The 24,002-nt window shown below is 43.3% G+C and carries 20 protein-coding genes and 2 riboswitches; of the genes, 15 read left to right on the top strand and 5 right to left on the bottom strand.

Annotation, left to right across the window (positions count from 1 at the left end; all coding sequences use genetic code 11):
• The first annotated feature begins 220 nt into the window (after window positions 1-220).
• From trpX to JFU01_RS06590, 3 genes are read left to right on the top strand one after another with little or no spacing between them, the layout of a single operon-like run.
• Entirely contained in the window at window positions 221-1,273 is a 1,053-nt protein-coding gene (trpX, locus tag JFU01_RS06580; RefSeq protein ID WP_070560497.1) for a tryptophan ABC transporter substrate-binding protein, read from the top strand.
• Window positions 1,274-1,278: 5 nt separating this feature from the next.
• On the top strand, window positions 1,279-2,175 hold the full coding sequence (locus JFU01_RS06585; RefSeq protein ID WP_181566133.1) for an ABC transporter permease: 897 nt from the start codon (window positions 1,279-1,281) through the stop codon (window positions 2,173-2,175).
• A gap of 2 nt (window positions 2,176-2,177) precedes the next feature.
• Complete coding sequence (locus tag JFU01_RS06590) at window positions 2,178-2,945, top strand: ABC transporter ATP-binding protein (protein WP_195856323.1); 768 nt, start codon at window positions 2,178-2,180, stop codon at window positions 2,943-2,945.
• 218 nt (window positions 2,946-3,163) lie between these two features.
• Here JFU01_RS06590 and JFU01_RS06595 read toward each other — a convergent pair whose 3' ends face one another.
• Window positions 3,164-5,572 carry a transglycosylase domain-containing protein gene (locus JFU01_RS06595; RefSeq protein WP_198434212.1) on the bottom strand — a complete coding sequence of 803 codons (2,409 nt, stop codon included), beginning with the start codon at window positions 5,570-5,572 and terminating at the stop codon, window positions 3,164-3,166.
• Between the two features lie 265 nt (window positions 5,573-5,837).
• Here JFU01_RS06595 and JFU01_RS06600 point away from each other — a divergent pair, with 265 nt between their 5' ends.
• The 4 genes from JFU01_RS06600 (at window position 5,838) to JFU01_RS06615 (ending at window position 10,248) form a co-directional block, all read left to right on the top strand.
• Entirely contained in the window at window positions 5,838-6,569 is a 732-nt protein-coding gene (locus tag JFU01_RS06600; protein WP_060778542.1) for a YebC/PmpR family DNA-binding transcriptional regulator, read from the top strand.
• A gap of 313 nt (window positions 6,570-6,882) precedes the next feature.
• Window positions 6,883-8,217: an aminopeptidase C gene (locus tag JFU01_RS06605; RefSeq protein ID WP_195856325.1), complete on the top strand. Its 1,335-nt coding sequence runs from the start codon at window positions 6,883-6,885 to the stop codon at window positions 8,215-8,217.
• A 266-nt stretch (window positions 8,218-8,483) separates the two neighbouring features.
• A complete protein-coding gene (locus JFU01_RS06610; protein WP_195856326.1) occupies window positions 8,484-9,551 on the top strand; it encodes an ABC transporter permease in 1,068 nt (355 codons plus the stop codon).
• A gap of 28 nt (window positions 9,552-9,579) precedes the next feature.
• On the top strand, window positions 9,580-10,248 hold the full coding sequence (locus JFU01_RS06615) for an ABC transporter ATP-binding protein (RefSeq protein WP_195856327.1): 669 nt from the start codon (window positions 9,580-9,582) through the stop codon (window positions 10,246-10,248).
• 50 nt (window positions 10,249-10,298) lie between these two features.
• Here the strand turns inward: JFU01_RS06615 and JFU01_RS06620 are convergent, their stop codons facing one another.
• Window positions 10,299-11,399, bottom strand: coding sequence for a YkvI family membrane protein (locus JFU01_RS06620; protein ID WP_013668847.1), 1,101 nt, complete (start codon window positions 11,397-11,399; stop codon window positions 10,299-10,301).
• Window positions 11,400-11,663: 264 nt separating this feature from the next.
• Window positions 11,664-11,749, top strand: a riboswitch (Fluoride riboswitch).
• A gap of 49 nt (window positions 11,750-11,798) precedes the next feature.
• On the opposite strand from JFU01_RS06620, the gene JFU01_RS06625 reads away from it, so the two are divergent.
• The 6 genes from JFU01_RS06625 (at window position 11,799) to deoC (ending at window position 18,869) form a co-directional block, all read left to right on the top strand.
• On the top strand, window positions 11,799-12,983 hold the full coding sequence (locus tag JFU01_RS06625) for a cation:proton antiporter (protein WP_195856328.1): 1,185 nt from the start codon (window positions 11,799-11,801) through the stop codon (window positions 12,981-12,983).
• 97 nt (window positions 12,984-13,080) lie between these two features.
• Window positions 13,081-13,172, top strand: a riboswitch (THF riboswitch).
• 64 nt (window positions 13,173-13,236) lie between these two features.
• Window positions 13,237-13,779: a folate family ECF transporter S component gene (locus JFU01_RS06630; protein WP_070560512.1), complete on the top strand. Its 543-nt coding sequence runs from the start codon at window positions 13,237-13,239 to the stop codon at window positions 13,777-13,779.
• 121 nt (window positions 13,780-13,900) lie between these two features.
• The gene (locus tag JFU01_RS06635; RefSeq protein WP_195856329.1) at window positions 13,901-15,640 is read left to right on the top strand and encodes an ABC transporter ATP-binding protein; all 1,740 of its coding nucleotides are present in this window, start codon (window positions 13,901-13,903) and stop codon (window positions 15,638-15,640) included.
• Entirely contained in the window at window positions 15,641-17,377 is a 1,737-nt protein-coding gene (locus JFU01_RS06640) for an ABC transporter ATP-binding protein (RefSeq protein ID WP_195856330.1), read from the top strand. It begins immediately after the preceding gene.
• An 81-nt stretch (window positions 17,378-17,458) separates the two neighbouring features.
• Entirely contained in the window at window positions 17,459-18,157 is a 699-nt protein-coding gene (locus JFU01_RS06645) for a DUF3800 domain-containing protein (protein ID WP_195856331.1), read from the top strand.
• A gap of 34 nt (window positions 18,158-18,191) precedes the next feature.
• Entirely contained in the window at window positions 18,192-18,869 is a 678-nt protein-coding gene (gene deoC / locus JFU01_RS06650) for a deoxyribose-phosphate aldolase (protein ID WP_195856332.1), read from the top strand.
• A 90-nt stretch (window positions 18,870-18,959) separates the two neighbouring features.
• On the opposite strand, the gene JFU01_RS06655 is transcribed toward deoC, so the two are convergent.
• Window positions 18,960-20,081, bottom strand: a complete 1,122-nt coding sequence (locus tag JFU01_RS06655) for an anti-sigma factor domain-containing protein (protein ID WP_195856333.1) — start codon at window positions 20,079-20,081, stop codon at window positions 18,960-18,962.
• Window positions 20,082-20,085: 4 nt separating this feature from the next.
• Entirely contained in the window at window positions 20,086-20,715 is a 630-nt protein-coding gene (locus tag JFU01_RS06660) for a sigma factor (protein WP_195856334.1), read from the bottom strand.
• Between the two features lie 357 nt (window positions 20,716-21,072).
• Between JFU01_RS06660 and JFU01_RS06665 the strand changes: the two genes are divergently transcribed.
• Window positions 21,073-22,386 (top strand): CAP domain-containing protein, encoded by a 1,314-nt coding sequence (locus JFU01_RS06665; protein WP_195856335.1) that lies wholly within the window; start codon window positions 21,073-21,075, stop codon window positions 22,384-22,386.
• An 85-nt stretch (window positions 22,387-22,471) separates the two neighbouring features.
• Window positions 22,472-23,374 carry a LysM peptidoglycan-binding domain-containing protein gene (locus JFU01_RS06670; protein ID WP_195856336.1) on the top strand — a complete coding sequence of 301 codons (903 nt, stop codon included), beginning with the start codon at window positions 22,472-22,474 and terminating at the stop codon, window positions 23,372-23,374.
• A 27-nt stretch (window positions 23,375-23,401) separates the two neighbouring features.
• On the opposite strand, the gene JFU01_RS06675 is transcribed toward JFU01_RS06670, so the two are convergent.
• The gene (locus JFU01_RS06675) at window positions 23,402-23,944 is read right to left on the bottom strand and encodes a TetR/AcrR family transcriptional regulator (RefSeq protein ID WP_195856337.1); all 543 of its coding nucleotides are present in this window, start codon (window positions 23,942-23,944) and stop codon (window positions 23,402-23,404) included.
• Window positions 23,945-24,002: the final 58 nt, after the last annotated feature.

The following is a 24,002-nucleotide window of genomic DNA, read 5'->3' on the forward strand; positions in this document are numbered from 1 at the left end:
TAAACAAATTACTACATTTTCATGGCAAATCCGCATGGTGTAGTTGTGTTTATACTGTGATCAGCATAGATACAACTTCAGCGTTTTTTTGAAGCTGTATCTGTGCGGTAGCTCGACTTAATAAGAATTCCCGCATGGACCACATGAATAGTCTGTGCGGGATTTTTTTATCCTGCAGCTTCTTGAGTTGGAGGATTTTTTTATTGTAAAGGAGTGCCTTATGAAAAAGATTACAAGTTTTGGAGTTATATTAATTACCGCTTTAGCCGTTTTGTTCTTGGCCATGCCAACTTTAATTCAACATCGGACCGCCAGTGAAAACCAGGCAAAAACCAATGTCAGTCAAGAAGATATCAAAGACACTGACCATAAGATTCGCATCGGACTTTTACAACTAACAGAACACCCAGCCTTAGATGATATTCGTCAAGGGGTCTATGACCAACTGGCTGAACGGGGTTATGTTAATGGTGAAAACGTTGAAATTGACTTTGCCAATGGGCAGGGTGACCAAAATAATCTGAAAATGTTATCCGATAAAATGGTTTCTGATGGGGCTGAATACTTAGTCGGTATTGCCACACCAGCGGCCCAAGCCCTAAAGAATGTGGCCAATGACCAGGTTCCTGTAGTAATGGCAGCTGTTTCCGACCCAGTTGGGGCTGGCTTGGTTAAAGATTTAGACCAACCAGGCTTCCAAGTGACTGGGGTCCGTGACGTCCCACCGGTCAAGGAACAATTTGACCTGATTAAACGAGTGATGCCAGATATTAAAACGGTGGGAATTATTTACAATTCTTCTGAAACTAATGCCCAAAATAATGTCCGCATGGCCAAAGAACATGCCAAAGAATTAGGCTTGAATGTGGTTGAAAAAACCATCACTTCGACCAACGACCTGGCCCAAGTGGCTGAACAATTGGCCCAAGAAGTGGAAGCTATCTGGGTACCTAATGACAACTCGATTGCTTCTTCAATGAACACCTTAATTTCGGTTACTGACCATTATAAAATTCCAGTCTTCCCAGTGGTTGACACCATGGTTGTTGACGGTGGGATGGCCACAGTTGGACTCAACCAATACCAATTAGGGGTTGATTCAGCCAATGTCCTTGCTGACTTGATTGAGGGTGCTGACCCAAGAAATTATTCCGTTGTTATTCCAGAGAAGAAGGCCTTAACCATTAATTCTAAGAAGGCTAATGAATTAGGCATCGAAATTCCAAGTGATGTTGTCAATGAAGCTACTGACGTGGCAAAGGAGGGTAAATAAAAATGATTGATTTAATTACTAGTGCCCTATCCGAGGGCAGTATCTGGGCTGTCATGGGACTGGGGATTTATATTTCTTTTCGGATTTTAAATGCTCCTGATATGACGACTGAAGGTTCCTTTACCCTAGGGGCGGCTTTAGGGGTCCAAGCCATTCATTTTGGTATCCATCCCCTCATCGCTATCCTGATCTCCTTTTTAGGGGGGATGGCCGGAGGTGCCATTACCGGTTTATTAACCACCAAGTTAAGTATTAATCCCTTACTCGCTGGGATTATTACCATGACCGGACTTTACTCTGTCAATCTGAAGATTATGGGATCGGCCAATATTTCTCTAACGGGTCAAAAAACCTTAAAAACCTTACTAGAACCTCTTAACCTAGGTAGAAATATCGATACTATCGTCATTGGTCTGGTGGTGTCTGCTATTGTGATTTGTTTGATGAGTCTCTTCTTTAAAACAGAAATGGGTCAAGCTCTGATTGCTACTGGGGATAACCTAGTGATGGCCAAGTCCTTAGGGATTGATACCCACGAAATGACCATGCTAGGTTATATGTTAGCTAATGGATTGATTGCCGTTGCCGGTGTCTTAGTAGCCAACAGCAATGGGTATGCAGATATCTCCATGGGGATTGGGACTGTGGTGATTGGCTTAGCCGCCATCATTATTGGTGAAGTTCTCTTCCCTAATGTTAGCCTGTCCATGCGTTTAGCTACCATCGTAGCTGGTTCTATTGTCTACCGTTTACTCCTTGGTCTTGTTCTCATGCTGAAGTTTGAAGCCAATGACTTTAAGCTCTTCTCAGCCATCATCGTGGGTCTTTGCTTGGCTATTCCAACGATTAGAAGCAAAATGGGAAGCGGCCGGACCAAGAATATTCGCAGTAAGGAGGCTTAATCATGAGTCAAGTATTAAAGCTTAATAACATCAATAAAACCTTTAATCCCGGAACCCTGGATGCCTTTCATGCTTTGAAAGGCATTGACCTTTCAGTGAATCAGGGAGACTTCATTACCATTGTCGGGGGGAATGGTGCGGGGAAATCCACCTTACTCAATGCCATTGCGGGAACCTTTGCCTTAGATAATGGCGAAATCTTCTTGGAGGAGAAGGATATTACCACTAAGAGTGAAGAAGAACGGGCAGGATCGATTTCTCGTGTCTTCCAAGATCCTAAAATGGGAACTGCTCCGCGGATGACCGTCGCTGAAAACTTGGCCCTGGCTGCTAAACGAGGGCAAAAGCGGGGCTTAAGTATGGCTATTACCAATGACAAAGAGGCCTATTTCAGCCAAACTTTATCGCAAATTGGTCTGGGCCTTGAAAACCGCTTGAATGCTGAAATGGGGAAATTATCCGGAGGACAACGTCAATCCATTGCCTTATTAATGGCTACCATCGTTAAGCCCAAACTCTTATTACTGGATGAACATACGGCAGCTTTGGACCCTAAGACCTCACGTAGGATTTTAGAGCTCACCAACCAACAAGTGCAAGAAGAAAAACTCACCGCCCTAATGATCACCCACAACTTACAAGATGCCTTAACCTATGGCAATCGGATGATTTTACTCCATCACGGAGAAATAATCCGCGACTTCACCCAAGAAGAAAAAGAAAACTTATCCAGCCAAGATCTCTATTCAATCATGGAAGACCTGGTGTAAGGAAGAGAGTGTGACAAGCGCGTCAGAGAGCAAGACCTCTGGAAGAAAAGGGCGTAAAAATTCTCACAGAGAATTTGTCGCCATTTTCTGAAGAGGACGCTTGCTCTGCGCTTGGAGCAGGTTTGGATAGAGTGCGACAAGCGCACGTTTAAAGTCAGATAATTAAGCTAAAGAAAAAGCAGTTATGCGTATTGTGAGCATAACTGCTTTTTTAATAATTAGTCCTCTTTTTGGTGAGTTTGTTCATAGAGGTCTAAGATTTCATTGACTTTTTGGTTAACTTGACTGTTGTTTTTGATTCGGTAGGGTTCTAGGGCATGGACTTGTTCTTCTAAGCTGGCACCAATGGCAAAGTCAAATTGAGCCTTGGGGATAGCAGCTTGATTAGGAAAGAGCCCCTCTTCACTAGCTTGACTGATTGGAATCCGGTATTGGGTATTGTAAGGTCCTGTAAAGCTGCCGGGGAGTGTTCCGGTTTCTTTGACTACTTTTTGGCGGACCAGGTGCTGGGAAGGGGAGAAAGTTTCGCTGGAACCCATCATTTGTGGATCATAGTTATTCAACTGATTGAGCAGGCTCAACCAGTGTTTGGCGTGACGTTCTACCGGATTACCGAAACTGGCATTGCCGTCATCATTTAAGGTATGACGCTGGTAAGTATTATCGTAACCAATCCATGACATGAGCGTAATCCTTGGGCTTGAGCCTCCAATCCAATGGTCATTGAAATCCTCTGAGGTCCCTGTTTTCATATAAATATCCGAAAAAGCATTCAAACCGCCACTATATGGTTGGAAAGTCCCGGTCCGATGGGTATCTTTCAAGACATCAATCATGATATCACTGCTTTCTTTATCAAAGACAGGTTCTTGGTGGTTTTGATGTTGATAAATAAAGTTCCCATTACTATCAGAAATGCTTTCAATCAGGTAAGGGCTGACGCTTTGGCCGCCGTTAGCAAAAGTCGCAAAAGCCGCTGCTAATTCAACGACAGTCGGGCCTGTTTGGGTTCCTCCAATGGATAGGGCGACATTATCCTTGACTTCATTTTCCGTAACGGCTTGGTCTAGGCCTAAACGATCCACATAAGCTTGGATATCGACACCATGTTTTAAAAGGTGTTGGTAGAGATAAATGGTCGGGTTATTCAAGGAATTGGCCAGGGCATGGCGGAAGGTCACCAACTGATTGGAAATATTATTTCCATAGTTGGACGGTTCATAGTAGGATCCATCGGCTTGCTGGATACGAATAGGGGTATCAGCGATTAGGGTACTTGGAAAGGCTAAGCCCTCTTGGATAGCTGGTCCATAAGTCAGTAGGGGTTTAAACATGGAACCTGGTGACCGTCGCATGTCAAAGGCATGGTCCACTTGGTTTTGGTCGAAGTCAATCCCTCCAACAAAGCCTAAAATTCGTCCGCTGGCATTTTCGATAAGGACGTTGCCCGTTTGGACAGGGAGGGGGATGGCTTCGCTTTCACCGGTTTCTGGATTATTTTGATAGGTCATATAAGTTTGTCCCAGGGAACCGGCTTGGTTGGCGACCGTTTGGTTAAGAAGCTGATAGATATTAGGATCAACTGTGGTCTTAACGGTTAGTCCACCATTACGGTAATAAGAATCGGCCCGTTGTTGGTATTCGCTACGGAGGTTGTCATCGGCTTGAATATCTTCTTCACTGACTCCATCCATGGCCATAAAACGCTGCATGAGGAGCTTAAGGCTTTGCTTTTCCACTTGTTGGTAGAGATAAGTATTCTTCTGATTAGTGCTGGAATCTAGCTCATCAACTTGGCTGTCGGTCTGGATAAAGTCACTTTTTATATCGTAGTTTTTAGCTTTTTCGTAGTCTTCCTGGCTAATATAATTTTCTAAGCGCATCCGGTCTAGAACTTCCTGCATGCGCTCCACCCCGTAGCTAAGGTCCTCTGGGGATTTTAATTGACCCTCGCTATCATAAGGAGTATAAGTATAAGGGTTTTGGGGCATCCCTACTAAAAAGGCGGCCTGGGGTAAATTGACTTGGTCGGCGCTTTTACCAAAAATACCTTCAGCAGCTGCCTCAATACCAGCAATATTTTCGCCTTTATTGTTACGACCAAAAGGAGAGGTATTAAGATAGGATTCCAGGATTTGTTCCTTAGAAAAATAATTTTCTAAACGGTTAGCCAAGAGCATTTCTTTAGCCTTCCGTTCAAAAGAAACTTCATTAGATAAGAAGCGTTGCTTGACCAATTGCTGGGTAATGGTTGACCCCCCCGAGGAGGAACCGCCTAGGACTTGGGAGACGATTGCACGCAGGATAGCACTGGGGACTACACCATGGTGTTTAAAAAAGTGTTCATCTTCAGTAGCCACCAGGCCGTGAACGATCTGTGGCGAAATCTCTTCTAATTGGACATTCTTTCTCACCAGGTCACTGCGGACTTCATCGATTAGGGAACCGTCATTGTAGGTAAGGGTCGAGATTTCTTCCAAGTTTTGAATTTGGCTAGCCATTTCCTCGGGGGAGGGGTTGGGAAGGTCTTCGGTTAATCCTAAGAAAAATCCGCTAGCTACCCCCATAGCTAAGGCTAAACTGAGTAGGCCCAGAACCAGGACATAGCCAAGTAGGCGTTTGATCACTGAAAAGAAAACATTGCTGGAAAAGAAAAATTTATCTTTCCAAGCAGGTTTTTCCTCTTGATTATTATTGTGGATAGGTGAATGTTGATTAATAATAATCCCTCCTTATGAACTCCTAATTATTATAGCAAAAGTCTGGGGGACTGACTATGTGGATGACTGGACCAGTCCGTAAAAGCGGAAGCTTGAACTTGCGCCATTTAGCTGTTTTTGGTAGAATTAAGAATTGTAGATTATAGACTAAAAACGAAAGAAGGTATGTTTCGTGTCGGGACATAATAAGTGGAGCAAAATTAAAAATACTAAGGGCGCTGAAGACGCAAAACGCGCTAAGATCTTCCAAAAATTATCGCGTGAAATTTATATGGCGGTAAAACAAGGGGGACCAGATGCGGATGCTAACCCATCACTTCGTATGGTTATGGACAAAGCCAAAGCAGCAAACATGCCTAAGACCAACATAGAACGGGCCATTGATAAAGGGAGCAATACCGCTGGTGGCGAAGACTACGATGAAGTCACCTATGAAGGCTACGGCCCTAATGGGATTGCTGTTTTTGTGGAAACCCTAACCGACAATACCAACCGTACCTTAACCAACGTGCGGACCATCTTTAACCGTAACGGCGGTAGCCTAGGTGAAAGTGGCTCAGTGGCTTATATGTTTGACCGCAAAGGCTATCTCGCTATTGAACGTGAAGACTTAGACGTTGATGAAGAAACCATGTTCATGGATGCTATTGACGCAGGTGCCGAAGACTTACAAACTTCCGACGAAGTCTTTGAAATTTATACCGAAGCCAATGACTTTGGAGCCGTTCGTGACGCCTTAGAAGAAAAAGGCTATAAACTCGCCACTTCTGAATTAACCATGGTACCAAAAACCATGATTGACCTCCCAGAAGACAAGAAAGCCACCTTTGAAACCCTCATTGAAAAATTAGAAGACGACGATGACGTCCAAAACGTCTATTACAACACCGAACTAGACGCGTAAATAATAGAGTGCGACGGATGCACCAAAGATCGATAACACTGGAGCTAAAGAGCAAAAATTCTTGAAAAGAATTTCTTGCACTTTAGTGAAGTGGAGGTCGATCTGCATCCGGAGCACGTTTGAGAGAGTGCGACTGGAATACATTTTGATAAGAGTGTACGTACTAAAAAAATAGGCTGAGACTATTGTCACAGCCTCTTTATTTTATACAGATATTTATCCCAAAAAAGGGACTAAGCAGAAACAGTAAATTATGTTATAGTGTAGGGGTAAATTTTTCAATCTAACTTATATAGAAAGAAGCGATGATTGCATGATTAATCAAGAATTAATTCAACAATTCCATGAAAAATATCATTCTGACCCTAAAAATTCTGCCAGCGAACACGCCATCCGTGAAGTCGGTATTAACAAGGCCAGTGTCAATTATCAAGTTCGCCAAGAACATGACTTTAAATTTTCCGAAGAAACCAAACGTGGCAAGATCACTAACCAAAAACAAAGTGGTCGTTGCTGGATGTTCGCAGCCCTAAATACTGCCCGGGTTTCTACCATGGAAAAATTAAACCTAGAAACTTTTGAATTCTCCCAATCTTATACTCTGTTCTGGGATAAGTTAGAAAAGGCTAATTTCTTCTTAACCAGCATTATTGATACGGTTGATGAAGCCCAAGACTCTCGTCTAGTTTGGCATTTACTCCAAACGCCATGTGAAGATGGGGGCCAATGGGAAATGTTTGCGGATATCTTGAAGAAATATGGTTCTGTGCCAAAAGAAGTTATGCCTGAAACCTTCCATTCCTCTAACACCCATCTCTTGGATGAAGTCTTAGAAACCAAGCTCCGTGAATTTGCGGCTCGTTTACGTCAAATGCATGAAGCTGGCAAATCAAAGGCAGACTTAGAAGAAAAACGTGATGAACAACTTTACTTTATTTATAATGTTTTAGTAAAGGCCTTAGGGGAAGTGCCAAGTCAATTTACCTACCAATACCGTGACAAGGATGACCAATTCCACCGGATTGAAGACATTACTCCACAAGAATTCTTCCAAAAGTATACCAATCTCGAAGTGAACGATATGGTCAGCCTCTTAAATGCACCAACTGCTGATAAACCTTACCACAAGACTTATACAGTGGATTATTTAGGATCAATCGTTGAAGGTGAACCTATTAAGTATCTCAACGTGCCTATTGAAGCCCTTAAAGACGCAGCCATCAAAGCCATTAAAGACGGCTATCCAGTTTGGTTTGGTTCAGATGTGGGTAAGATGAGTGAACGTGAACTTGGGTTAATGGATACCAAGATGTACCGCTACCAAGATACCTTGGGTGAAAACTATACCTTAAACAAGGCCGAACGCCTTGACTATAGCGTCAGTCTTTTAACCCATGCCATGGTTTTAGTAGGGGTTAACTTGGACAAGGAAGGCAAACCTACCCATTGGAAAGTTGAAAACTCCTGGGGTAAAAAGGTCGGAGATGAAGGAATTTTCTCCATGTCCGATGAATGGTTCGATGAATACACTTTCCAAATCACCGTACCTAGCCGCTATGTTGATGAAAAATTATTAGAAGAATATCAACAAGAACCAGTTCACCTAAAACCTTGGGATCCAATGGGCTCTTTGGCTAAAGTTCATTAATGTTAAAATCGTAAATAAAAACTTCATATAATAACTAACAACCGCATGCGGTATTACTGCTTGTGCTGGGACAGACTTCTAGTCCCAGCAAGTAGTTAACTGTATAGCGGTTTTTTTGCTTATCTAAGAAATCAAGATAGCGTGTCTGCCTGCTAGACATTAATTTTTAGCTTTTATAAAAAATAAAGTGAACGAAGTTCATTTTTCTTGCTCTTGAAAAATGAGGGGCGTATAATCGTCCCTGTTCAATGAAGGAGGAAGAAAAAATGTTTTTAGCTTATAAAGAAATTATGCATAGCAAGGCCCGCTACTTATTAATTATGGGACTCTTGTTTTTAATTGCTTATTTAGTTTTCTTTTTAACCGGTTTGTCATATGGACTGGCCCAAGATAACCGTCTAGCCGTGGATGCTTGGTCAGCTGATCAAATTGTACTAACCAGTGACAGTAACCATGTCTTGGGAAAATCAAATTTTGAAGCCGATTTAGCCAATGAAATAACTGCCGACCAAAAGGCACTCTTTTCGGAAATGCCGGGAGTGGTCAAATTGGATGAGGAGGGTGAGAAGATCAATGTTGCCTTCTTTGGGATCCAAGGGGATGAATTCCTCAAACCGGACCTTGTTGCTGGAAAGATGTTTGATGCCCCCGGACAAGGGGTTGTTGATCTTACTATGAAGGACCAATATGGTTTGGAAATTGGCGATAGTCTGCAAGTGGCTAATATGGACCACCCCATTAAAGTGGTCGGCTTTACTAAAAACCAACGCTTTTCCGTTGCTCCGGTGGTCTTTACCAGCTTAGAAGACCTTAAAGAAATTCGCTACAGTGGTCTAGGACAAATACCGGAGAAAGATTTTATTAATGCTGTCGTGATTCGTGGCCAAGCCAACCAGCTTCCTGAGGACTTGGAGGCCATAAGTATTGAAGACTTTATCCAAGATATTCCCGGTTACCGGGCTCAGGTAGTGACCTTTAACTTTATGATTGGTTTTCTGATTGTGATTGCAGCTGTGGTGGTTGGCATATTTATCTATGTCCTAACCATGCAAAAGGCGCCAATCTTTGGCGTTATGAAGGCTCAAGGCATTGCCACCAGCTATATTGCTAAGTCGGTTCTTGGCCAAAGTTTCCTCTTAGCCAGTCTTGGGGTGGCTTTCGCCTTGCTGGCAACTTTGGCTTCTGCTTATTTATTACCAGCAGCGGTGCCATTTGCTTTAACTTGGGAGTATTTCCTCCTAGTGGGCATTTTAATCATCATTGCAGCGGTTATGGCGGCTTTATTCTCGGTCAGAGCTATTGCCAAGGTTGATCCTCTCGAAGCCATGGCCTAGAAGAGAAATTGAGTAAAGGAGTGTTCATATGAAAGCAATCGAATTAATAAATGTCTCTAAATCCTTTCAAGACGGCGATCAAATGATAGAGGCCTTAAAGCCGACTAATTTTTCCGTAAGTGACGGAGAATTTGTCGCCATTGTAGGGCCCTCAGGTTCAGGAAAATCTACCTTCCTAACCCTGAGCGGCGGTTTACAAAGTCCAAGTCAGGGTGAGATTAGGGTCAAGGGCCAAGCCTTTTCCAGTTTAAAGGAAAAAGACAGGGCGAAGCGCCGTTTCCAAGAAATTGGCTTTATCTTACAAGCTTCTAACTTAATTCCCTATTTAACGGTTAAAGATCAATTACGTTTAGTTGATAAAATCCAAGGCCATTGTCAAGCAGCCTATGCCCAAGATCTATTCCAGGAATTGGGAGTGGACCACTTATTAAATAAGTATCCAGCTGACTTGTCAGGCGGGGAGCGACAAAGGGTAGCTATTGCCCGGGCTCTCTATCCTGACCCTACTATCATCCTGGCTGATGAACCGACTGCTTCTTTAGATAGTCAAAGGGCTTTTGAAGTGGTTAATATATTGGCTAGAGAGAGTAAGGAGAAGAATAAGGCCATCATTATGGTTACCCATGATACCCGCTTAATCAATCAGTGTGACCGAGTTTTTGAAATGCGTGATGGTGTCCTGGAGGAAAGTCATTAATAAAAAACAGTTGGCTGCTTTAAATTAGCCAACTGTTTTTCGTTTAGGCTTTAGTTTTTAGATTGATCTAAATCAACCTTTCCGTGGAGAATATCGTCCCGGTGACGGATGAATTGAACTAGGAGGAGCAAGAAAACGAAGACACCCAAATAACCAATAAAAGGATAAACATAGGAGACTAAGCGGGTAAATCCGAAAGCAGAAAGTCCTAGTCCCACTAGAACCATCGGAATCATTAGCTTAGGAACCCGCTGAGGTTGGTTATAGGAGAAACGTTTGGCTAAAGGATAAAACATGCCGATAGCGGTGTTGAAGATCATTCCAAAGACCACCACACCCATAACAGCGCCCAGCAGGGGATGGATATCATCGAGGACCATAAGCATAGGCATCTCATTAGTATCCAGGCGTTGAATATTACCCACAATAGTAATATAAGCGGCTGCCTGTAAGACTGTCGTTACGAGTCCGCCGAGTATGCCACCAAGTCCCGCTTCAAAGGAAGATTCTTGGTTGCCCCCAATCACAATGGCCATGGAAACGCAGGTCATGATTCCTAGGGAAGTATAATTAATGGCAGATACCCACCAATTGGGGAGAGAGGTTTCTGCTTTTTGGGCCAGGTCTAAGGCTTCAGAGAAGGGGATAGGGGAGGCCATCAGGGTATAGATTGATGCCCCTATAATTAAGATTAAAACAAAGGGCGTAATGGCACCAATTAATTGGGTGACCTTGGTGGTATCTAAAAAGGCGGTTAGAATCAGTAATACCGTCAATAAGATACTACCTACCCAGGTGGGCAAGGAGAAAATCAGCTTTAAGTTAGTCCCCGCTCCAGCAATCATCACAAAACCAATTAAAAATAAGGATAAATTGATAGCAAGGTCAATCAATTTAGCGATGATAGGACTAGAAATTTTGTCAAAAACAATGCGGTGGTCCTCAGCGGAATAACGAAAACCATAGACTAAAAGTAAATAGCCGCCCATGGCAAAGAAAAAGCAAGATAAGATTAAAGCAAAAATACCTTCACGACCAAAGGCGACATAATATTGAAAAGCTTCTTGACCACTAGCAAATCCGGCTCCGACAATCACCCCGACATAAGCCAAGGCAATGGTAATTAAACGCATGAAACGTCCTGACTTCATATAAAATCCTCCTTACAAATAAATTAGTATCCTATGGCCAGTATAGCAGAGTGGTTTTTATTTTAAAATAAAGCGCTTTCATTAATGGAAAATAAATTTTTCTTACCTATATTCTTTACTTCTTTGTAAATTATCATCAGAAAGAGGTAAAGTTTAAGCTTAAGTTAAATATTTCACTAGAGGGCCTAATACATTTTTGTTTTTTGCTTGGATTAAAGTGGAAAGTGAAAAGTTCCTTGACAGAAAAATGATAATTATTTATGCTTAGACCAAGGAAATGAATGTCTTCCCAGGATTTACTCCTAAACCGCGCATAAGAATGCTTATGAGCTGATGACTTCTGCAAATAAAAGCAGAAGGGCATCAGCTTTTTTGCTTGAAAAGAAAAGGAGTAGAAAGATGTTATTGTTAAGTTTTGCCTATATTTTTATTTTAGGTTTGTTAGTCGAACGACTGTGTCAGTCTTTACGTATTCCTAGCCTAGTGGGTTATCTCTTTTTAGGGATTTTACTAGGGCCCTATGCCTTAAATTTATTGGATCCCACTATCTTAGACTTGTCTGCGGATTTAAGGCAAGTGGCTTTGATTATTATCCTGACTCGGGCAGGCTTGTCCTTAGATATCCGTGGCCTGATTAAGGTGGGCAGGCCAGCACTCTTGATGTGTTTTTTACCGGCAACTTTTGAAATGATTGCTACCAGTCTCTTGGCGCCGAAAATTTTAGGGATCAGCCAGGCTGACGCCCTAGTCCTGGGGGCGGTTCTCGGTGCGGTTTCCCCGGCGGTTGTGGTTCCCAAAATGTTAAAACTGATTGATGAAGGCTATGGGACCGAAAAGCAAATCCCACAAATTATTTTAGCCGGGTCGTCAGCTGATGATATTTATGTCTTGGTTCTTTTTTCTTCCTTCCTAGCTGTTGCTCAAGGAGGAAGTTTCCAAGTGACTCAACTCCTGACTATCCCGATTTCCATTTTTTTAGGGCTCTTAGTCGGGGGCCTCTTGGGTGCTGGCTTAAATAGCCTCTTTGATCGTTTTGCCTTTAGCACTGCCAAGCAGTTGATTTTACTCTTATCCCTATCCTTTGTCTTGGTGTCGGTGGAGAGAATATTGCCAGCACTCCCATTCTCGGGAATATTAGCAGTGATGGCTATGGGGCTTGTGATCAATCGCCTGGACTCAGAAAAGGCGGTCGATCTCGGCCAATACTATAATAAATTATGGATCCCTGGTGAAATTCTGCTCTTTGTCTTAGTGGGCGCCTCTGTCAATATTACCTATGCCTTTCAAGCAGGCTGGCAACCGGTTCTTTTAATTGGTATGGTATTAATATTCCGGTCATTGGGTGTCTTACTATCCCTAGCCAAGACCCACCTAAGTCTTAAAGAACGCTTATTTTCAGTGATCGCCTACCTGCCTAAAGCAACGGTTCAGGCAGCCATTGGAGGAGTTCCTTTGGCGATGGGACTAGGATCCGGTGAAATTATTTTAACGGTTTCGGTACTGGCTATCCTAATTACTGCACCCTTAGGGGCCTTTGGAATTGACCTCACTCACCAAAAAATTTTGCAAAAAGAAGTTAAATAAGTAAAAATAAGGTTCAGCGCTACTATAGCCTGAACCTTGTTTTTTCAAATTGTAAAGAAAGGGCTTTACTTTCAAGTGAAGAAGTCTATAATATTCACTGAGAGTAGGATTAATGCGTTAAGTGTCAGTGGACGGAATGTTGCTGCTGAACGAAGAGATTACTCGCGATGTTAATCCGCATTCGCTCAAATGCCATCGAGTGTAATGTCCCTTTTTGGGCCTCTCTAATGTATATTAGGAGGGTTTTTTTATTATGTTTAGAAAATGGTTACCTTTAGATGTCGCCTCATCACGGGTGATTACGGGTATGGGTTTATTGATGGCTTTAAACCTCTTACTCAACCAATTCCGTTTAGTTCTAGGACCAACTCTAGAAATCAGTTTTGCCTTTATACCATTAGCTATTATGGGTGCTTTTTACGGACCTATCTATGCAGGAATTGGCGCTGGTTTATGTGATGTGATTGGTTTTGTTCTGAGTCCAAGTGGCTTCTTCTTTCCTGGCTTTACCTTCAATGCGGTCTTAGCCGGTTTGATTTATGGCTTTGTTCTTTTCCGTCAAGGCTATAACTTGAAACGAATTCTCATCGCTAAAGTATTAACTACGGTGTTGATTTCATTATTCTTAACGCCTTTATGGCTCAATATGATGTACCAGTCCGGTTTATTTGCCTGGGCTAGAATCATTCGTACAGCGGTACTATTTCCAGTAGACCTATTTCTTCTGATTATTATTTTCAAGATGATCGAAAGAAGTCGGGCCGTCAAGAACATGCGCAGCCAAAGTGCTCATTAATAATTTGATTTAAATGATTTAAGAGACGGGTCTTCGGACTCGTTTTTTATTGACAAAAATTTGCCCAGCTTCTTGCATTGGAGTACCATAGTGAGAAGAAAAAGAAAACAGGAGTCTATTTATGCGAGTTAAAGATGTGATATTAGAAAATAAGGGAAAAGAGATACTGGCTTTTTCAGCCAAGCTGATTGAAGCGGTTCTGGAATTAATGGTTCCCTATGTTATGGCTGATTTGATCAATAAGGGGATTAATCCTGGCAATACGACCTATATTTGGCAGCGAGGCTTGCTTTTAGTGCTTTTGCCATTCTTAGGTTATTGTTTTGCCTTAGTTTGTCAGTGGTATGCTTCTGTCACTATGCAGACAGTAGGCACTCGGTTAAGGTCGGCCCTCTTTGACCAAGTTAACCATTTGACCTTAAATCAGCTCAACAAGGTGGGGGCCGATTCCTTAGTTACCCGGGTAACTAATGACACCAATAATATTCAAGAAGCAGTGGCCAGGGCCCTACGCCTAGCCTCGCGTTCACCAGTCATTGTCATCGGGTCCATAATTATGGCATATCTGATTAGCCCTCAACTGTCTCCTATTTTTATTATTGCTGGCCTTATTTTGGGCCTGGCCTTCACAGGGATAACCCTCAATTCAAACCGTCGCTATCAAGGCATCCAGCGTGGTTTAGACCGTTTGAGCCAGGTGGTTCGCGAAAACCTTAATGGGATACGGGTCATCCGGGCCTTTGTTAACCAAAAAAAGGAGATTCAACGTTTCCAAGCAGAAAATGACCACTTAGTTGACCAACAAATTCGAGTGGGCCAGGTCCAAGCCCTGGCAACCCCGATTTCTTTATCAGTGGTTAACATTGCTATTGGCTTGATCCTTTATTTTGGGGGGCGCTTAGTGAACAATGCCTATCTCATGCAGGGGGAGATTATTGCTTTAACTTCCTATATGACCAGTATCTTCTTAGCCTTGAGTGTTTTAGTGCGCTTATTAGTGGTCTTAAGCCGGGGCTTCGCTTCTGCCCGCCGGATTGATGACTTTTTAGCCTTGCCGGTAGCAGGCGAAGAGCAGTCTGCCTTGGAGAAAAACAGACAAAACGACCTGGCACAATCCACAGGGCCTTTAGCAATCACTTTTGACCAGGTGAATTTTTCTTACAGTGACCGGCCTCTCTTAAGCGAACTCAGCTTTCAAATTCATGCAGGCGAATTTATCGGTATTATCGGAGGTACTGCAGCGGGCAAAACTAGCTTGGTTAATTTGATCTTAGCCTTCAACCAAAAGCAAAGTGGGGACATCATGATTAACGGGCAAGCCATTGAAAGTCTCTCTTTAAAAGGCTTACGTCAGGCCATTGCCCTAGTTCCTCAAAAGGCAGTCCTCTTCAAGGGGAGCTTGCGAGATAACTTGAAGATGGACCAGCCGAATATCTCTGATAATGACTTGTGGCAGGCTTTAGAAGAGGCCCAAGCGGCTGACTTTATCAAGCAGGCCCAGGGGCTAGATACCGCGGTTGACCAAGGCGGAATGAATTTTTCTGGAGGTCAACGGCAAAGGCTAACTATTGCCCGGGCTCTGGCCCAACCCAGCCGAGCGATTATCCTAGATGATGCGGTATCGGCCTTAGACTTTGCGACTGAAGGGCGCTTGCGGCAAGTGCTTCTGGAAAAAGAACAGACCCTCATCATGGTTTCCCAACGGATTTCCTCGATCTTACATGCCGATAAAATATTAGTCTTAGACCATGGGAAATTAGTCGGCTTTGCTAGCCATGAAGAGCTCTTGGCGACTTGCCCAACTTATCAAAAAATATATGCCAGCCAATACCCAGATAGCCAAGAAAAGGGGGAAGCCTAGATGCCAGTTGAAACCAGTAAACGCCTAGTTCAATATATTAAAGCCTTCCCTGGCTATTTTGTGGGGATCTTAGTGGCTTCGACCCTGGCCGTACTTTTTCAAATTCTGATTCCAATCCAAATTGGCCGGGCAGTGAATTTATTAGTTGCAGCCGGAGCGGTTGATTTTTCCGCCTTAGGACGAGCTATTGGACTTCTCATTCTCTTAGCCCTTTCAGCGGCCTTGGCTTCTTACCTACAAAATGACCTAGCCAGCCGCCTATCCTATCGAATCTCTCACCAATTACGGCAAGAGGTCTTCTTTAAAATTCAATCACTGCCCTTGTCTTATTTGGATCAGCATGCCTATGGGGATATTGTTAGCCGGGCTATTAACGATGTTGATTACCTTAGTAATGGTCTCTTACAAAGCTTCACTTCCCTGTTTTCCGGCCTGGCGACGATTGTAGGGATTATCATTATGATGCTGTCGCTTAATGCCAAGATTGGCCTGATTGTGATCGTTTTGACGCCAATTTCTGTGCTAGTTTCATCCTTGATTGCCAACCGGACCTACCGTTATTTTCAAGAGCAAGTGGCCTTGCGCGGTGAGCTAGGGGCCTACATGGATGAAATGGCCAATAATCAATACTTGGTAAAGAGTTTCACCTATGAAGAGCGGAGCCAGGAGCGTTTTGATGCCATCAACCTGCGTTTGCATAAGAGTGGGGTAATTTCTCAATTTTACGGGGCCTTGATTAATCCTACCGCTCGGCTGTTAAATGCCATGGTTTATGCGGCAGTGGGGCTTTATGGGGCCTTTGCGGTGGTTAATGGTCAGCTGACTGTGGGGCTTTATTCCTCATTTCTCACCTATGCCAACCAATATACCCAACCCTTTAATGAAATTTCAGCCGTCATTAACGAAATGCAAACGGCTCTGGCGGCGGCGCAACGAATTTTTGATTTCCTAAACCAAGCTGATGCTGAAGCTGAAGGGAACCAAGTGGCTCTCGACCATTGCCAGGGTCAAGTGACTATTCAAGACCTTTACTTTTCCTATGATCCTAAGCGACCTTTGATTGAAGACTTTACTTGTCATGTCAAAGCGGGGGATACCGTAGCCATTGTGGGACCAACCGGAGCCGGGAAAACCACCTTAATCAACTTGTTGATGCGCTTCTATGAACCCGATGCTGGCCAGATTCTAATTGATGGTGTTGATACCCAGGACATGTCTAGGGACCAGGTTCGCCAATTGTTTGGTATGGTTCTCCAAGATGCCTGGATATTCCAAGGAACGGTAGCTGAAAATATTGCTTATGGCAAGGCAGAGGCCAGCCAAGAAGAGATCATCCAAGCAGCCCAGGCGGCGAGTTTACACCGCTTAATTGAACAGATGCCTGAGGGTTATGACACCATGCTAGAAGAAGGCGGCGCCAATATTTCCACGGGGCAAAAGCAGCTGATTTGTATTGCCCGCATCCTCCTGACTGATCCTGAAATGTTAATTCTCGATGAAGCGACCAGTTCGATCGATACCGTAACGGAACAAGCTGTCCAAGCGGCCTTCGATAAACTGATGCAAGGGCGGACCAGCTTTGTGGTGGCCCACCGACTGTCGACCATTCAAGAAGCCGATACCATCTTAGTCCTTGACCAAGGCCAGGTGGTGGAACAAGGTCGCCATCAAGAATTACTGGCAAAACACGGCTTTTATTACAACTTATACAATAGTCAATTTGACCGTCAGGCTTAAGCTGGTCTGACTTTGGCTTCTTTACTCGCCGTGTTACACTGGACTTAACCATAGGGCTTTAGTGAACGAGGAGGAGAGACTGTGCAACTTTTTGTGGACGAATCCGGGATGATTACTACCGACCATAAGAAAAATTCGCGTTACTTTGTCATGGCCTTTGCGGAAACTGCAGATCAGAAACAGGTCCGGAGCGTTTTTCGCCAGGCTAAGAAGGAATACTTAGACCAGCACCCAGACAGTAATTTAGATATCCATCAGGAAATTAAGGGCTCGATGATGCCTAATGCCATGAAGGCGGCGGTATTTGATGCCTTGACTAAAGAAACTGATCTGACCTTCCATTATTTAGTCATTGATAATTTTCAACTCTATGATAATTTGCTGCGGATCCCAGCTTTAACTTTTAACTATTTTATTGGTTTAGCGGTAGGGGCCATAGTTCATTCCCACCAAGACCGCCAAGAAAAGCTTTACTTGATGATTGATAACCGCAACCAAGCCATCCAATCCTTGAATTCCTTAGAAGAATACCTGCAGATTAAATTCACTATCGAAAAGAGACGGCTAGCGGATGTCCAGGTGGAATATCAGGATTCCAAGGAGCGGGATATGATCCAAGTGGCGGATATTTTTGCCAACACGGTTTTTCGGATTGCCCGTAATGAAGCCAATGGAGAAGTTGACCAAGTGAGTTTAGAACTCTTGGACCATTGTCGAATTGGGGGACAGCGCTTCTTTCCCCTGGGTAAAAATAATCTCGAATTTATGAGTGAAGATTAAGCTGTCAAGGATTGAATGCGAAAGGAAGGAAAGTATGAAGATTTTAGATGATTATGCACAAATGATTGACCACACCAATTTGCATGCTGACGCCAGTAGTCAGGCAATCCAGGAACTCTGCCAGGAGGCGATCGACTATCACTTTCGTATGGTAGCTATTAACCCCCTCCAGGTGGAAACCTGCCGTAAGTATTTAAAAGATAGGGACGTTCATATCGGCGCAGCTATTGCTTTTCCTTTAGGTCAACTAACGGTTGAAGCTAAGCGCTTGGAAGCTCAAATAGCCATTGAAGCCGGGGCTGATGAGATTGACTATGTGGTGAATTTGACGGCAGTCAAGGACCAAGATTGGGAACTGGTTAAGTCAGAAATGCAGACCATGGCAAAGCTCTGCCGTGACCATGAAGTGATTTCCAAGGTCATTTTTGAAAATTGTTATTTAAGTGATGACGAGATTAGGCATCTGGCTCAAATCGCTAGAGAAGTAAAGATTGATTTTATTAAGACTTCAACTGGCTTTGGCCCCTCAGGAGCCGAGCTGGCTGACGTCCGCCTGATGAAAAAAGTTGTTGGTGACCAAGTCAAGGTCAAAGCAGCCGGTGGGATCCGCACGGCTGAAGACTTCTTAGACATGGTTGATGCAGGAGCTGAGCGCATTGGAACTAGTGCTGGAGTCGAAATTATTCAAGCCTTAAAAGCAAAGATGAATTAGCAAACTAATAAAGCCCTTACTATTAGGAAAATCTTCCTAACGGTAAGGGCTTTGTTTTTATTTATAGGATGATATCAGTCGGATTAGAGACTAATCATCATCCCAATCATCGTCGTCCCAGTCATCATCCCAATCGTCATCCCAGTCGTCATCGTCCCAATCATCGTCATCACCACTTGGATAATAAAGGGGCGGACCTTGAGGTTGACTTGGCTGCGGAGCGGGCGCAGGCTGGTTTGGCTGGGGTGCAGGGCGACTTGGCGCTTGACGAGGTGTGGCATTTTCTGGTGCGGTTTGCGGTTGGTTTTCGGCTGGCGCACCTTGATCTTGCTGGTTGTTTTGCTGATTTTGTGCTTTTGAGTCATTGGAAGATTGCTGACTTTCGTTTTCCTCTTCTTTTTCTTCTTTTTTATCGTCTTCCTTATCCTCTTTCTCTTTGTCCTTCTCATCTTTCTGCTCTTGATTATTTATCGAACGGAAACTGCCGTGGCCACTTAGGCGGCTGGCTTTTTCCTGGTCAGATAAGTCATCGTTTTGGTCTTTATCCCAAATGTCAAGCTGGTATTGGTCAACCAAGTAGGAGGTATAGGAAGTTCCTGCTTCCTTAGCAGCGCGGAATTCACTGGTTTCCCCTCTTAGGAAAATCAGGTCGCCGGAATAGCCACTATCTTGGAAGTATTTGCTGATGGCTGCTTCAATCTTGCGCATACTTTCTTCGTCCGTTTTAGTCATGGCGATTAGGATATTTTCATTTTCAGGATACTTGATACTTCCTAATAGGTCATCGAGGACTTCATTTAGCCCTTTACCCTTGAGCTCACTATCTGAACGAGGCTGGGCATTGGCGTCATAGACCCCGGTGACTTGCTGGTCGCGATTAGTAGTGACTTGGACACTTGGATTTTGTCCAACAGCTAGGGCGTTTTCCCGTTGCAGCCATTGGCTAGCCCAAGTTCCTGTTCCAATGAGGAGAAGGGCCATTGCCGCTAGGGCGAGCGCCTTCCACCAGGGCTTAGCAGATCGTTTCCTTTTTGACCGCATGGGGACGACCTTATCTGTAGCTGCTGACTGGAAGAGATCTTCTTCGGTAACATAAATTCTTGCACCAACATGTATGCTAGCTTTGTTTTTGATCCGGATGACCTGACCAGTCCGGGTCATAGCTAGACTATAATCATCCTTCACTTCAATAATAACGACTTCTTGGTACATGTCCTCACCCCCTAATCCAAGCAATTAAGTGTTGGTATTCTTTAAAGAAAATAATAATGACTGAAATAATAAAGGTTTTACTTCCTTTAATTATTTTTTCAGTGACCGAGAACATCCGGCTCATTTTGCGAATGGGGAGTCGCTTTTTAGTAAAGAGGTGGTCGGTGATGGACCTTTTCTTACTGGAAGCCTCAGAAATATCAATGGCCCGTTCTCTGGTATCCTGGTGTTTAGGGGCTTCATCGGCTAATTTCTCCAGAGTGATGGAAAAGTCCGCCAAGTCTTCCTTCCAAGATTCGATCTCTGCCTTCATATCAAAATTACTTTGCGCTCGATCATCTTTAGGATCAAAGCCTTGTTCATGAAGGTCATTCAGTGACTCATCCGCTTCTTGCAGGTTTTCTTGCTTCAAATGAGTTAACACCCGACTTTTTATCACTAATTTACAAAAGGCGAGGAAGTGTCCCCGGTCTTCATCATAGCGGTCAATGGCCTCATCAAAGGCTAAGAGGGCTACGGAGAAGGCATCGTCATTCCCCACTTCCACATAGCGCCCGGTCACTTCCGAAACAGTGTTAATAATAAAACCGAAATGTTCCTTGATCAGGGCATCCCGCTGGTCTTTATCTACCATAATTTTCTCTCCTTATTAGCCACTCATCTAAGGAGGGCTGCTCTACTAGATAATACAAAGCGATTATGGATTTTAGGGCCTATTTTATTAAAAATTGACTATTTAACCTAAAAATTCCTTTATGAAAAAAATAAATTCATTTTAACTATAGCAAAAATGCGTGAAAAAGTATGTTTTAAGCTCTAAGGGAGCAGATTTAGCCCTGAATTCTAGAATAAAAGCTCTTTTTTAAAAAATAAATCAAAAAAGGGCCCTAAAGATTTCTCCAACCTTGTATTAAGTAGTGATAGCTGCCAAGGAATGAAAATCAGCTAATCACTATTTCAAAAATACGGAAGTGAGAAAGGAAGTATTAGAATGGAATTTAATAAGAAATTATTTTTAGGATTGAGTGCGGTAGGTCTTGGGATTTTTGGCCTAAGTGACCAAGTTCAGGCCGATGAATATGATGACTACGATGATATTTATGAAGACTATGATTACGACGATTATGACGATTACGATGATTATGGCGACTATGACGATGACGACTTCGACTATGATGATTATGATGATGACTGGGACGATGATGATGATATTTACTATCTTTCACCAAGTCAGAACACTGCCCCAGCTCCCGCTGCCTATCAAGAGAGTAATGTGGTAAATACCCAATACCAAGTAGAAATTGATGATGACGATGCCGACGACTATGATGACTATGAAGAAGTTAACCATCAAGATTTCCAGGTTCAGGCAATTGATGGCTCTGCAGCTCTGCAAGCTTCCTTAGCCCATAGCGGTTTAGCGCAAGGGCAAATTCAGGACGTAGAAATTGAAGCGGATGAAGAAGATGGTCGCTTAGTCTATGAAGTTGAATTTGAACATGGCGCTATTGAGTATGAATACTTGATCGACGGCTTGAATGCTGCGGTTTTAGACTATGAACATGACTATGATGATGAAGACGATGAAGATCCTTATGATGATGCCCACGATGACGATCTAGATGATGATAGACAAGGTAATGATGACTTTGATGATAATTGGGATGACGATAGTAGAAAATACCAAGATAAAGAAGATCAAGGTCAGAATCGCCCTCAACCACAAGCAAGTCAACGTCCAGAAAACGGACAAGGAGACTTAAAAGCTGACCAAAAGCAAGGCCCATCCAGCCAAAGTCAAACTGACCAGCTTACTCCTGAAAAACCTGGCGACAATCAACCAATCGCTTACCAGACTTCGACCAGTCAGCCAGAAGTCGATCCAGGAGTAAGCATGGAAGAGGAAGTAGTCGCTCATTTCCATGACCTAGTTAATGCTGAACGACAAAGTTTGGGCTTAACTAGTCTCTCTTATGGTAATGCTTATCAAGCGGCTTCCGATATCCGGACTAAGGAAATTATTGACGTCTTTTCCCATACCCGTCCCAATGGCCAAGCCTTTAACACTGCTAGCGGATTTGAAGGCGCTGGAAACTATGTCGGTGAAAATATCCAACAAAGTTATGCTAAGCCTGGTACTAGTCCCCAAGCCATTGCCCAGGACTTATTCGATAATTGGAAGGCTAGTCCTGGCCACTATGAAAATATGATTGATCCTGGCTTCAATTCACAAGCTATTGGTCTAGAATTCGTAAAAGATGGCGACTATAACCTGGTTTATTCAGCCCAAATTCTGGGTCAATAGTAGCTGATAAGGCTTTTTCCAGTGAAAAAAGCAAATTTCTTATATAATAAGGTCGACATCAGTTAATCAAGGAGGCCTTATTATTATGACCCCAGCAGATAAGAAAAAGACTAGCAAAAGAAATAAAAAAGTTGGCAATAAGAAAAGCCATGCAGAAAAAGTAGCTAAGGTCCAAGACCGAGCCTTGGAAGCCATGTTAAAAGAGCCTTTTAAAGAAAAGACGGTGACTGACATTCAAAAGGAGATGAAACGGCAACAGCGCTATGGGCTTAAGGTTTATGTCAGCCAGTGGGGCGACACATTGTCCCAATTAGCTCAGGCGACTAAGAAAGATGTCTTGCAATTAATTGATGAGAATGACTTAGAATATGAGGACCGTCTAAATACGGGAACGATTTTGAAGAACTTATGGCCGGTCAAGGGTGGGTCTGACCAAGAAAAAGCTCAAGATTCAAAAACTAGTGATGAAGAAGCTAGCCCAGACCAAGAGCCAACTGCCAAGCCCCAGGTGCGTATGCTCAACCAAGGAGTCCAAGCCAGACAGGCAAATCAGGAAAGTAGTCAGCCGGATGATGAGGAAAGTTCGGTAAGAGTGGCTAAGCAGCCTAAAAAAAGCGAGAGTGTCATGAGCGATAAAGTATTTTTAGACTTAGTCAATAGGGAACGTCATCATTACGGCCTCGTCAATTTAAAGGGCTTGGACCACAAGCATGGCTTTTTAATCCGGGCCCTGAGTGATCAATCCCTGATTTATAGCTATCAAGACTCAGATGGGCGACTAGTGACTGAACTGGCGCTTCGTTTGAATGACCTCGATAAGCCGCTTGATGAAGCAGAAGCCTACCGGCTAATTTCGAGACAGCCACTTTTTTATCAACAAATTCTTCAAGGGCTTTACCGCTACCAGGATTTTGACCTAACTTATGATAAAGTCAATAAGACCTGCCAAGTTTACTATGCTTTGTTAACGGAGACTCAGACTGATTAAAAAGGCACAAGCAGCGATTTTTTACGATTAATCGCTGCTTGTTTTTTCGCTTGCTTTGAGAAAATCAGGCATGGAGAATTCAAATAAATCGGCCATTTCTTTAGCTTCCAAGCGCTTTTGTGTATTTAAGCGGTATTGCCAGACACTGGCCCCGCCCCGAGACCAAATGGCTAGGGCAAAGCGTTCTTTGGTATTGCTAGGCCGGTGAATATTTTTTTGATAGCGGCTCAACCAGTAGTCATAAAAGATATCAGAGACGAAATCAAAGAAGGAATTTTGGCCGCGTTCATTTAACATGACCTGCATAAAGGTAGCATCTTCTTGGCCCATAAATAGGGAGAGACCATAGAAAATGTACCAAGGGGAATCTTGACTAGTATCTTGGAAGACCTCTTCAGCCTTTTGTCGGTAATACCAATTGGCCAGGTCAAACTTATCTTCAAAGTGACGGTAGAAGGTGGCCCGGGAAATATGAGCCGCTTGGGCAATTTCAATGACAGTGATTTTCTCAAATGGCTTGCTCTTTAATAATTTTTCTAAAGCTAAAAAGATAATAATTTTTGTATTCATTTAATTTATCCCCTTGCGACAAGAAAGGTGAAATATCTCATAATGAGACATTGGTGAC

Origin of the sequence: Aerococcus sp. Group 2, assembly GCF_905125285.1 — a bacterium.
Taxonomy (GTDB): Bacteria; Bacillota; Bacilli; order Lactobacillales; family Aerococcaceae; genus Aerococcus; species Aerococcus urinae_E.

Coding starts and splice junctions, on each gene's coding strand:
- trpX (WP_070560497.1), top strand. CDS start 221: ATGAAAAAGATTACAAGTTTTGGAGTTATATTAATTACCGCTTTAGCC.
- JFU01_RS06590 (WP_195856323.1), top strand. CDS start 2,178: ATGAGTCAAGTATTAAAGCTTAATAACATCAATAAAACCTTTAATCCC.
- JFU01_RS06605 (WP_195856325.1), top strand. CDS start 6,883: ATGATTAATCAAGAATTAATTCAACAATTCCATGAAAAATATCATTCT.
- JFU01_RS06610 (WP_195856326.1), top strand. CDS start 8,484: ATGTTTTTAGCTTATAAAGAAATTATGCATAGCAAGGCCCGCTACTTA.
- JFU01_RS06615 (WP_195856327.1), top strand. CDS start 9,580: ATGAAAGCAATCGAATTAATAAATGTCTCTAAATCCTTTCAAGACGGC.
- JFU01_RS06620 (WP_013668847.1), bottom strand. CDS start 11,399: ATGAAGTCAGGACGTTTCATGCGTTTAATTACCATTGCCTTGGCTTAT.
- JFU01_RS06625 (WP_195856328.1), top strand. CDS start 11,799: ATGTTATTGTTAAGTTTTGCCTATATTTTTATTTTAGGTTTGTTAGTC.
- JFU01_RS06630 (WP_070560512.1), top strand. CDS start 13,237: ATGTTTAGAAAATGGTTACCTTTAGATGTCGCCTCATCACGGGTGATT.
- JFU01_RS06635 (WP_195856329.1), top strand. CDS start 13,901: ATGCGAGTTAAAGATGTGATATTAGAAAATAAGGGAAAAGAGATACTG.
- JFU01_RS06640 (WP_195856330.1), top strand. CDS start 15,641: ATGCCAGTTGAAACCAGTAAACGCCTAGTTCAATATATTAAAGCCTTC.
- deoC (WP_195856332.1), top strand. CDS start 18,192: ATGAAGATTTTAGATGATTATGCACAAATGATTGACCACACCAATTTG.
- JFU01_RS06655 (WP_195856333.1), bottom strand. CDS start 20,081: ATGTACCAAGAAGTCGTTATTATTGAAGTGAAGGATGATTATAGTCTA.
- JFU01_RS06660 (WP_195856334.1), bottom strand. CDS start 20,715: ATGGTAGATAAAGACCAGCGGGATGCCCTGATCAAGGAACATTTCGGT.
- JFU01_RS06665 (WP_195856335.1), top strand. CDS start 21,073: ATGGAATTTAATAAGAAATTATTTTTAGGATTGAGTGCGGTAGGTCTT.
- JFU01_RS06670 (WP_195856336.1), top strand. CDS start 22,472: ATGACCCCAGCAGATAAGAAAAAGACTAGCAAAAGAAATAAAAAAGTT.
- JFU01_RS06675 (WP_195856337.1), bottom strand. CDS start 23,944: ATGAATACAAAAATTATTATCTTTTTAGCTTTAGAAAAATTATTAAAG.